At 67.7% G+C, this 7,430-nt stretch carries 9 protein-coding genes, 1 tRNA gene and 1 pseudogene; 5 read left to right on the top strand and 6 right to left on the bottom strand.

Translation table 11 applies throughout. The annotated features are described in order from the left end of the window. Positions 1–1,149: MFS transporter (locus ACTHL9_RS01675; protein WP_440516892.1), on the top strand; the 1,149-nt coding region annotated here is incomplete at its 5' end. Between the two features lie 79 nt (positions 1,150–1,228). Next, positions 1,229–1,693, top strand: a complete 465-nt coding sequence (locus ACTHL9_RS01670) for an Lrp/AsnC family transcriptional regulator (RefSeq protein WP_440516891.1) — start codon at positions 1,229–1,231, stop codon at positions 1,691–1,693. A gap of 30 nt (positions 1,694–1,723) precedes the next feature. On the opposite strand, the gene ACTHL9_RS01665 is transcribed toward ACTHL9_RS01670, so the two are convergent. Next, positions 1,724–1,909 (bottom strand): hypothetical protein, encoded by a 186-nt coding sequence (locus ACTHL9_RS01665; protein WP_440516890.1) that lies wholly within the window; start codon positions 1,907–1,909, stop codon positions 1,724–1,726. After that, on the bottom strand, positions 1,906–2,550 hold the full coding sequence (locus ACTHL9_RS01660; protein ID WP_440516889.1) for an ArsR/SmtB family transcription factor: 645 nt from the start codon (positions 2,548–2,550) through the stop codon (positions 1,906–1,908). Before ACTHL9_RS01660 ends, ACTHL9_RS01665 begins: the two co-directional genes overlap by 4 nt. A gap of 109 nt (positions 2,551–2,659) precedes the next feature. Here ACTHL9_RS01660 and corA point away from each other — a divergent pair, with 109 nt between their 5' ends. From corA to ACTHL9_RS01645, 3 genes are all read left to right on the top strand, one after another. Beyond that, on the top strand, positions 2,660–3,658 hold the full coding sequence (corA, locus tag ACTHL9_RS01655; protein WP_440516888.1) for a magnesium/cobalt transporter CorA: 999 nt from the start codon (positions 2,660–2,662) through the stop codon (positions 3,656–3,658). Between the two features lie 16 nt (positions 3,659–3,674). Next, complete coding sequence (locus tag ACTHL9_RS01650) at positions 3,675–4,658, top strand: malate dehydrogenase (protein ID WP_440516886.1); 984 nt, start codon at positions 3,675–3,677, stop codon at positions 4,656–4,658. Positions 4,659–4,776: 118 nt separating this feature from the next. Then, entirely contained in the window at positions 4,777–5,250 is a 474-nt protein-coding gene (locus tag ACTHL9_RS01645; RefSeq protein WP_440516884.1) for a DUF805 domain-containing protein, read from the top strand. A 63-nt stretch (positions 5,251–5,313) separates the two neighbouring features. Here the strand turns inward: ACTHL9_RS01645 and ACTHL9_RS01640 are convergent. From ACTHL9_RS01640 to ACTHL9_RS01625, 4 genes and pseudogenes are all read right to left on the bottom strand, one after another. After that, positions 5,314–5,386, bottom strand: a tRNA-Ala gene (locus ACTHL9_RS01640). A gap of 215 nt (positions 5,387–5,601) precedes the next feature. Continuing rightward, complete coding sequence (locus ACTHL9_RS01635) at positions 5,602–6,510, bottom strand: hypothetical protein (protein WP_440516883.1); 909 nt, start codon at positions 6,508–6,510, stop codon at positions 5,602–5,604. Positions 6,511–6,572: 62 nt separating this feature from the next. Beyond that, complete coding sequence (locus ACTHL9_RS01630) at positions 6,573–7,190, bottom strand: GNAT family N-acetyltransferase (RefSeq protein ID WP_440516882.1); 618 nt, start codon at positions 7,188–7,190, stop codon at positions 6,573–6,575. Between the two features lie 5 nt (positions 7,191–7,195). Further along, a pseudogene (locus ACTHL9_RS01625) lies at positions 7,196–7,430 on the bottom strand (hypothetical protein); the annotation flags it as partial.

Below are 7,430 nucleotides of genomic sequence, written 5' to 3'. Positions count from 1 at the left end.
GGCGTCGCCACGTTCGCCCAGCTCTATTCCACTCAGGCCCTGCTCCCCCGCATCTCGGCAGACCTGCACGTCGACGCTGCCCAAGCGGCCCTCACGGTGTCCCTGGCGACGCTCGGCCTTGCCGTGGCCGTGCTGCCGTGGTCCTTCGTCGCCGACCGCATCGGCCGCGTGCCGGCCATGACGGCAGGGGTCGCGGCGGCCACGGTCCTCGGTCTCCTCGCGCCGTTCTCGCCCAGCATCGCCGTTCTGCTCACGCTGCGCTGCATCGAGGGAGCCGCGCTCGGTGCTGTCCCCGCCCTCGCAGTCGCCTACCTCAATGAGGAGGTCCATCGCGCGAATGCCGCAGTGGCGGCGGGCACCTACGTGGCAGGCACCACGATCGGCGGCCTTCTGGGGCGGCTCGTTGCGGGGCCACTCTCGGACATCTGGGGCTGGAGGGCGGCGATCTTCGCCGTCGCGGTCCTCGGCGCCGTTGCCGCCGCGGCCTTTGTCGCCCTCGCTCCCACTCAGAAGGGATTCGTGCCCGTTCGGGAACGGCGCGGAGACGCGACGCGCGGCACGCTTGCCGAAGTCTTCCGGTTGCTCGGAGCGCAGCTCAGGAATCGGCGGCTCCTCGCCCTGTATCTGCAGGCCTTCACGCTCATGGGCGGCTTCGTGGCCGTCTACAACTTCCTCGGCTACCGGCTCGAGAAGGCGCCCTTCTTCCTCCCCGAGGCTATAACGAGCCTCCTCTTCCTCGCCTACCTCTCAGGAACCGCTTCCTCGGGGTACGCGGCGCGACTGAGCGAACGCTTCGGCCGGCGGACCGTAATGGTTTCGAGCATGCTCCTCATGGCAGCCGGGGTCCTCCTCACAGCTCTCGAATCCCTCCCGGCGATCCTGCTCGGTCTCATCGTCCTCACGGCAGGCTTCTTCGCGGCGCACGGGCTGGGATCCGGGTGGACCGGGGCGCTCGCCACGACGGGAAAGGCCCAAGCCGCCTCCCTCTACAACCTCGGCTACTACGCGGGGTCCAGCCTCATCGGATGGCTTGGCGGCCTGGTCTACCAGAGCTTCGGCTGGGCCCCGCTCGCCGGGGGCATCGCGGTGCTGGCCGTCGTCACCGCGGCGGTTGCCGCCGTCGTCCACCCCTCGCGCCCGCCTCGGTAGGCGAGTCCACCTGGCCGGTAGGATGGGCTGGCTGTGGTCATCGCCGCAGGAGATCGCCCCGGAGGGAGCCACCATCGCCATGGCCGAAATGCTTGACGAGGTCGACCGCCGCATTCTCGCCGCTCTCGTCGAGGACGCCCGCATGACCAACAAGCAGCTCGCCGAACTCGTGGGCATCGCCCCGTCGACGGCGCTCATGCGGACGCGCGCGCTCTCGGACCGCGGCATCATCACGGGCTACGAGGCAAAAGTGAACTTGAGCGCCGTGGGCCGCAGCGTTCAGGCGCTCATCTCCGTGAGCCTCCGCGCCCACGACCGCGACCAGATCGACTCCTTCACGTCCCGCGTCCCCCAGCTGCCTGGAGTGCTCGCGACGTTCCACACGTCCGGTGCCGTGGACTATCTGCTGCATATCGCAGTGGGAGGCACCGAAGAGCTGCGCGACTGGGTGCTCGACAATCTGACGACCGACCCGGTAGTCGGCCACACTGAGACGACCCTGGTCTTCGAGCAGATCCCCGGGCGCGGGCCCCTCCCGGACTGAACTTCCAAGGCGCGCACATCAGGCTGCGGCTCAGAAGCGGAGCCGGGCGCGCGCGTCCTCACGCAGCTCGTCGAGTTCTACGAGCCGGTTGACGCGTGGATCTACGACGTGCGGGCGCTCGGACCACGCGACGAGGGCTGCGCCGACCCGATGAACGAGGCTGTCGAAGAGCCCCGCCCGGCGGGGGCCTGTGAAGGCGGCATGCAATGTGGTCATGGCTGTTCTCCTCGTGGCTTCCGGCTCCGACCTCGCGTTGCCGGCACAGCGTCCTCCCGAAGGGGGAACGCGTTGAAGTGGATCTGGACTGGGCGTGCGCCTTCTTGGACGCCGGTTGCTCGAAGTCGCTCCACCGACTGCGCGATGAACTTCTCGACGGAGTGTGCGAACTCCGCCAGTTGCGTGGCGGTCAGGCGAATGTTCGTTGTGTCCAGGGCAGCGGCCTCGGACCATTCAGGCTCGTCCTCGAGCCAGCCGTGCTCCACGAAGTTCGCGAGCGCGGCCGCGCGGTTGTGCTCGAACTCGCGGCTCACCAGCTGAGCCGCCTCGCGGGTCGTGGGATTGTCCGCGAGCTCGCGGGTGACAATTGTCAGCATTTCCTTGGGCCGATCCCACCAGCGCTCCCGCTTCGTCCCCCTGCCCTCGACTTCGCGGACGAACTCGTGCTTTGCGAGCTGCCGGAGGTGATAGCTCGTGGCGCCGGTCGACTCTCCCAGACGGTCGGCAAGGGTTCCGGCGGTCTGAGGTCCGTAGCGCGAGATCGTCTCCAGAATCTGGATCCGCAGCGGGTGCGCGAGGCCCTTGAGCGAGGCAACGTCGACGGTTCTGCTCGGTACGGGCTGCGGATCGTTCTCGGCCATGGAAAGAGCATAGAGATGCAAAGGAATCTTTGCAAGGATTTCTTTGCAAAGATCTCTTTGCCTGTGAGGAACTTCAGGAATACCGAAGCGTCACCGGCATAATGACCCGGTGACGATCATCGACAACGCGGTCTACGTGGGCGGCCATCGGGCCGCCAAGCCGGAAAGCCTCGAGCAGACCTTCGAAACGCTCGAGGCCATGGGCGGCAGCATGGCGTGGATTGGCCTGTACCGGCCGACCCCGGACGAGATGGCCCAAATGGCGCACGAATTCCGCCTTCATGACCTCGCGGTGGAGGACGCTGTCCACGCTCACCAGCGCCCCAAGGCCGAACGGTACGGCGAGGTGCTCTTCACCGTGCTGAGGCCCGCCCGCTACGTGGACGAAAGCGAGACGGTCGAGTTCGGCGAGCTGCATATCTTCACCGGTCCGAACTTCGTGGTCACAGTCCGGCACGCGGAAACGGCGGGGGTGGGACAGGTGCGGAAGCGTCTCGAGGCCGAGCCTGAGCTGCTCGCCTGCGGGCCCCAGGCCGTCCTCTACGCCCTCCTCGACCGAGTCGTGGACGACTATGGACCGGTCATCTCTGGGCTGGAGAACGACATCGACGAGATCGAGGACCAGCTGTTCGAAGGCAGCTCGGCGGTGTCCCGGAGGATCTATGAGCTCACTCGCGAGGTCATCCAATTCCAGCGCGCCATCCACCCGCTCCGCTCGCTCATCGAAGGACTCGAACGCGGCTTCGAGAAGTACCACGTGGACCTGGAGCTGCAGCGCAATCTGCGGGACGTCCGGGACCACGTGGAGCAGGTCATCTCGAGGGCCGACGCCTTCCGCGACATCCTCCAGAACGCCCTCGTCCTCGACGGGACCCTCACCGCGAACCGCCAGAACGAGACGAGCCTCGCCCAGAACGAGCAGGTCAAGAGGATCTCCTCCTGGGCCGCTATCTTCTTCGCGCCAGCGCTGGTGACCGGCATCTACGGGATGAACTTCAAGGTCATGCCCGAACTCGACTGGGACCTGGGCTACCCCTACGCGCTCGCCCTCATGGTCGTGGCCGGCTTCATCCTGTGGCTCGTGTTCCGATGGCGGAAATGGCTCTGACCGTAGACTGAGGCCCATGCCTGAGACTGCCACTGTCACGGTGACCGGCGCGGCCGGCCAGATCGGCTACGCACTCCTCTTCCGCATCGCTGCCGGCGCCATGCTCGGCCCCGAGACATCGATCCGTCTCCGTCTCCTGGAAATCCCGCAGGCCGTCCGGGCTGCCGAGGGAACGGCCCTCGAGCTCGACGACTGCGCCTTTCCCCTTCTCGAGAGCGTCGAGGTCACCGACCACGCCGGGCAAGCGTTCGACGGCGTCAACGTGGCGCTTCTCGTGGGCGCGCGCCCGCGGACGGCGGGCATGGAGCGGGCGGACCTCCTCCAAGCGAACGGCGGCATCTTCGGTCCTCAGGGCCGTGCCCTCAACGACCACGCCGCCGATGACGTCCGGGTGCTCGTCGTAGGCAATCCGGCCAACACGAATGCACTGATCGCCGCAGCCAATGCCCCGGACATCCCCGCGGACAGGTTCACTGCGATGACCAGGCTCGACCACAACCGCGCCCTCGCACAGCTCGCCGCGAAGCTCGGCTGCCGTACCTCGGACCTCGATGGGGTGACGATCTGGGGCAACCATTCCGCGAGCCAATATCCGGATGTCACGCACGCGACGGCGGGCGGCCAGCCGGTGGCCTCGCTAGTCGACCAGGACTGGCTCGAGGCCGAGTTCATTCCGAGGGTGGCGCAGCGCGGGACGGAGATCATCGACGTGCGGGGCGCATCCTCAGCCGCAAGCGCCGCCAGCGCCGCGATCGACCATGTCCATGACTGGGTGCTCGGGACCGCTTCTTCCTGGACTTCGGCGGCTATCGTCTCCGACGGCGCCTACGGCATCCCCGCAGGACTCGTGAGCTCATTCCCCGTGCGCTCCACGGCCGGCCGGTGGGAGATCGTCCAAGGGCTCGAAATCCCCGAGTTCTCGCGAGTACGGATTGACGCCTCGGTGAAGGAACTCGACCACGAGCGCGAGGCAGTGCGGTCACTGGGCCTCATCGGCTGAACGGTCCCCTGGCCTCGACGTGGGGCTTTGTGCTCTGGCTGCGAGCAGTCTGCTTTCCTAGCATGGTTGACGTCGATCCGTGGTCGATGCTCAATACCGTCGGTGAGAGGCCTGAGCCATGAGCAGCTATCAGCCCGCGTACGGAGCCCCGAGCTCAGTTCCCCTCGAGCTCCCCTACTACGGGGCACCGCCCGTCGAAGCCGTGAAGCGTTTCTGGAAGAAGTATGCGGTCTTTGCCGGGCGCGCGAGCCGCAGCGAGTACTGGTGGTGGGCGCTGGCCTCCGCGATCGTCTCGGGCGTCCTCAACGCGGCGGGCTCCACGACGGACGGCCGGACGGCCACCTCGGCCGGACTGAGCGGCCTCTGGTTCCTCGCGACAGTCGTCCCCTCCCTCGCGGTGGGAGCAAGGCGTTTGCATGATGCGAACCTCAGCGCCCTGCTCCTGCTCCTGGCCCTGATCCCTGTCCTCGGGTGGATCGCGCTCCTCGTGATGATGATCCTGCCGCCGAACCCGGCTGGCCAGCGCTTTGACCGTCTTCCGGCGCAACCGTATCCGCCGTATCCCGAGGCACCGTATCCCCCGCAAGCGTGAGCGAATCCCATCATGACCACCAACGCACAAAGGGACGTCCTGAATGGACGTCCCTTTCAAAAGTGGAGCCTAGGGGATTTGAACCCCTGACCTCTTCGATGCGAACGAAGCGCTCTACCAACTGAGCTAAGACCCCGCGGTGCGGCTTCAACCTTACTGGCCGGGGAGCGCCAAGACAAATCGACGGCCCTGCCTTTCTGCTCGATGAGCCACCGCCCACAAGCCCTGGTGCCCAAGGCACTGTCCGGCGCCAGATTGCGGCGCTCGGAGAAGAAGGTCCCCGCCCCGGGAAGCGGAATTGGGAGGCGCGGACCACAGCCGTCGGCGAGGGTGCGCCGTCGTACAGCTGGGTTAGGCGCGGCGCCGCTGGAGCACGGCATCCAGATTGCCGAGAGCGCCTCGAGCTGCTGGCCGTGCGCCGGGGACCGTGGGAACGCCAGAGGTCTCCCCGGTCTGCGGCTTCGGCTTGATGGTGACCTTGCCTGCGGCTTTGGGCGCGTCGGGAGTCTCGATGGGCTCAGGCGCCTCACGCTCGGCCTTCGCCGCATCCATGTACGACGGCTTCGGGACGTCCACAGGCTCCCACGTCGATCCCTCGTCGTCCCCGCTTTCGCTCGCCGCTTCCGCAGCTGCCGCCTGGGCTGCGCGTGCCACTTCCATCGCTGCCGCCCGAAGATCTTCGCGGCTCAACGACGGCGCGGCGGGCTCGGGCTCCGGCTGGTGGTCGAAGACCTCCGTGGCGACGCGCGTGGTCGGGGCTCGCTGCGGTGCTGGGTGCTGACCTGGAGCCGACATCCGCGGGCGAGCTTGTGACCGACGACGACGGTCGCGCACCGCGAGACGGCGGAGCACGACGACGGCCAGAACCATCGCCAGGAGACCGCCCAGGGGAATAGCCGGACGAACCGCCAGAAGCGCTGCGAGCACGCCGCCGACTACGGCCACGAGAAGCCCTGCGACTCCCGCCAAGGCGAGTACACACCGCCCCCAGCGAATGCGGAGCTTGCCGGCATCGGAACTCCGATTGGACACGAGCGGCCCCTCCTCGGGGGATCGTCGGACGGGCTCTGGGCGGGCGGGCTCTGGGAACGTGCGCGCGGGTGGCGTCGAGGGTCGGACCGCCCCCTCCGGTTCTTCGGACAGGAGCATCGAGGCATCCACCGCGGGCCGGCTCTTGCGCAGAAGGTAGGGGGCACCCCACAACAGCCACAGAAGCACGGCCGCGCCGAGCACCGTCGAGCTGCTGAGGGCGAAGTCCATGACAAAACCGTAGGAGGCCAGCACCGCACCCGGCCGGATTCCGGCCGGTGTGTCGCCACACTTCAGGCTCGAGACGCGAGCCAGCGAGCGGTGAGCCCCTCCGGAACCTCCTCGGCGGTCAACGCGAAGGACTCGTGGTCTGCCCACTGGCCCGCAATGTGGAGGTACTTAGGACGCAGACCCTCATACCTGAACCCGAGCTTCTCGACCACCCGCAGGCTGGGCCTGTTCTCCGGCCGGATATTGATCTCCATGCGGTGGAGCCCGAGCGTGAAGAAACAATGGTCGGTTGCCAAGGCGACGGCGGTGGGCGCAATCCCGCGCCCAGCATGCTCGCGGTCCACCCAGTAGCCCAAGGTGGCCATGAGCGCCGAGCCCCAGATGATCGACGAGACCGTGAGCTGACCCACGATGGGGGCGGGATGGTCCCGTGCCTCGTCAAGGGTGATGACAAACGGGAGCGCCGTGCCCTCTCTCGCCTGCTGGTTCAGGGAGCGCACCATCTGCCGGAACGTCGGCAGTCCCCCTCCCGGCTGCGGATTCGATGCCTCCCACGGCGCGAGCCAGTCGGCGTTGCGCGCCCGAAGGCCCATCCATTCGGTCCGATCCGACTGCCGGATCGGGCGTAGCCCAATGTCGCCGGACTGCAAAGTCACCGGCCAGATGCCGGGCCCCCACATGCTGGTCAGGCGCCGGCGGATGCGGGAACGCCCGCGCCGTCCGCCACGAAGTCCCGAAGCCAGGAACGCAGGTCGTCGCCGAACTCCTCCCGGCCACAGGCGAGGGTGACGACGGCCTTGAGGTAGCTGAGCTTGTCGCCGGTGTCGTAGCGGCGGCCGCGGAACACGACCCCGTACACCCCGCCGCCCTCGCCCTCGCGCTTGGCCAGGGTCTGCAGCGCGTCCGTGAGCTGGATCTCC

It is taken from the genome of Sinomonas sp. (assembly GCF_051955515.1).
Taxonomy (GTDB): domain Bacteria; phylum Actinomycetota; class Actinomycetes; order Actinomycetales; family Micrococcaceae; genus Sinomonas.
Note: the sequence above shows the minus strand (reverse complement) of the source record. Positions and strands in the feature narration are given on the sequence as shown.

What these genes read in the sequence shown, in the direction of transcription:
- ACTHL9_RS01650 (WP_440516886.1), top strand. Translation starts at nt 3,675, where the DNA reads ATGCCTGAGACTGCCACTGTCACGGTGACCGGCGCGGCCGGCCAGATC.
- ACTHL9_RS01630 (WP_440516882.1), bottom strand. Translation starts at nt 7,190, where the DNA reads ATGTGGGGGCCCGGCATCTGGCCGGTGACTTTGCAGTCCGGCGACATT.
- ACTHL9_RS01645 (WP_440516884.1), top strand. Translation starts at nt 4,777, where the DNA reads ATGAGCAGCTATCAGCCCGCGTACGGAGCCCCGAGCTCAGTTCCCCTC.
- ACTHL9_RS01635 (WP_440516883.1), bottom strand. Translation starts at nt 6,510, where the DNA reads ATGGACTTCGCCCTCAGCAGCTCGACGGTGCTCGGCGCGGCCGTGCTT.
- ACTHL9_RS01660 (WP_440516889.1), bottom strand. Translation starts at nt 2,550, where the DNA reads ATGGCCGAGAACGATCCGCAGCCCGTACCGAGCAGAACCGTCGACGTT.
- ACTHL9_RS01670 (WP_440516891.1), top strand. Translation starts at nt 1,229, where the DNA reads ATGGCCGAAATGCTTGACGAGGTCGACCGCCGCATTCTCGCCGCTCTC.
- ACTHL9_RS01665 (WP_440516890.1), bottom strand. Translation starts at nt 1,909, where the DNA reads ATGACCACATTGCATGCCGCCTTCACAGGCCCCCGCCGGGCGGGGCTC.